At 42.2% G+C, this 2,267-nt stretch carries 1 protein-coding gene; it reads left to right on the top strand.

The annotated features are described in order from the left end of the window. Positions 1-1,860: helicase-related protein (locus tag F6K13_RS29315; protein WP_287289312.1), on the top strand; the 1,860-nt coding region annotated here is incomplete at its 5' end. Between the last annotated feature and the right edge of the window lie 407 nt (positions 1,861-2,267).

The following is a 2,267-nucleotide window of genomic DNA, read 5'->3' as shown; positions in this document are numbered from 1 at the left end:
AATCTTACTTTGCTGGACGAAACAGAAACTATTCAACTGCAAAATTTAATTCAAAAATTCCTCAATAGTAACCCAGACCTAACTCACTCTAAAAGACTCGAACCTCTAAGTAGAGGTATAGCATCCCACCATGCTGGAATGTTACCAGTGTGGAAAGGATTAGTCGAGGAATTATTTCAGCTAGGTTTAATCAAAGTAGTATTTGCCACTGAAACCTTAGCTGCTGGAATTAATATGCCAGCTCGTACTACTGTAATCTCTAGCCTCTCCAAACGTACGGATGAAGGTCACAGACTGCTAAAACCATCAGAATTTCTGCAAATGGCAGGTAGAGCTGGACGACGGGGGATGGATGTTCAAGGTTACGTTTTAACTGTCCAGACTAGGTTTGAGGGTGCGAAGGAGGCATCTTATTTAGCAACTTCAGGAGCTGACCCCCTAGTTAGTCAGTTTACTCCTAGTTATGGCATGGTGCTGAATTTGCTGCAAACTCATACTTTGGAGGAGGCAAAGGAGTTAGTCGAACGTAGTTTTGGTCAATATTTATCTAGTCTTTCCCTGGAAGCAGAACGCATAGAGATTGAGCAAAAGCAGGCAGAGTTAACTTCTTTGCAAAATAAATTAGGGATTTATGAACAGAATGATTTGGTAAATTTAGAGCAGTTGCTGAGAGATTATGAGAAGATACGAGAAAGAGTAAAAGAAGAAAAACGACTGCTGAAAATTTTGCAAAGGCAAGCGGATGAAAATCGCATTAAGGAGATGTCTTTGTCTTTGTCTTTTGCTCTATCGGGAACTATTATGAGTTTAAAAGGAAAGCACGTTCCTACTGCGAAGAGGTCTGACGCTAAACCTATTGCCGCTGCTTTAGTAGCTAAAATTCCTGGTTCTGGTCAGTCTTCTTACTATGTGTGCTTGGGTAAGGATAATCGATGGTATGTTGTAGCAGCAATGGATGTTGTCGGTTTACACCCAGATGTACCCCGCTTAGTGGCAGTAGAACAAATTGAGTTGCCTTCTGAGATAGATTTTAGGTTGGGGCAATGTCGCAAAGGAGATGAAATTTATCTGAGTTTATCTGAACAAATTCCAGAGGTACCTCCACCAATAGATGCTCCAGAAGTTTTGGTACAAATGCAGAAAGTAGCAACCGTGGAAGTAAAGATTCAGGAACATCCGCTGAAGGAATGGGGAAGTCCTCGTATTTTGTTGAAGGGTTGGCGACGAATGGGAATATTGGAGATGGAAATAGGCGATCGCCAAACTGAGTTAGAAGATAAATTGGCACGCCACTGGCAGGAGTTTCTCAATCTCATTGAAATTTTGCAGTATTTTGGTTGTCTGCATGAGGTAGTGCCTACGGAAATTGGTCAAGCTTGTGCAGCGATCCGAGGTGACAATGAATTGTGGCTTGGTTTGGCGTTGATGTCTGGTGTTCTTGACTCACTAGACCCTCATCATTTGGCTGCTGCTTGTGCTGCTCTGGTGACTGAGATTAGCAGACCTGATAGTTGGTCGCGTTATGATTTGTCTATGGAGGTAGAGGATGCTTTAGGTGGTTTGCGTAGTTTACGACATCAGTTATTTCAGGTGCAGCGTCGGTATCGGGTAAGTTTACCTGTTTGGTTAGAGAGGGATTTGATTAGTTTGGTTGAACAGTGGGCACTGGAGGTGGAATGGCAGGTGTTGGTGGAAAATACGAGTCTGGATGAGGGTGATGTTGTCCGGATTTTACGTCGGACTCTGGATTTTCTTTCTCAGATTCCTCATGTGCCTCATTTATCTGATGTTTTGCGACGGAATGCTTATCGGGCGATGCAGTTGATAGACCGTTTTCCTGTTAATGAGGAAGTTAAGTAATTGTTGATGTTTCTAGGGGTTAAAGTGGCCTAGATTTTAAGAAGGAAGAGGGAGGAAGCAAGATGGAAAAATCTTGCGTTGTCTGAGTTTTAAGCTTTTGATATGTCTGCGCCTTTTCCTTCGACTCCTGTTAATATTGTTGTGTATTGGTTGAATAAAAAGTCATGCGTAGGTGCGAGCAACTACTAATGATTACATAGTACCATGATTTTTTTGAGGATACAAGGGGAAATTCTTTTCGTTTTTTTGGAGCTTCACAGAATGAAGATTAATTATAGCACTAGGCAAATAGTTAAACTAAACAAACCCATTTCCAGTTGCCCTTTATAGAGTCTGCTTGTCTTCAGAACCGGACGTGAGACTTTCACCTCATCACGGCTCCTCTCCTAAACGTCCCTTGTCATGGG

This window comes from Okeania sp. SIO2B9, assembly GCF_010672505.1.
Taxonomy (GTDB): Bacteria; Cyanobacteriota; Cyanobacteriia; order Cyanobacteriales; family Microcoleaceae; genus Okeania; species Okeania hirsuta.
Note: the sequence above shows the minus strand (reverse complement) of the source record. Positions and strands in the feature narration are given on the sequence as shown.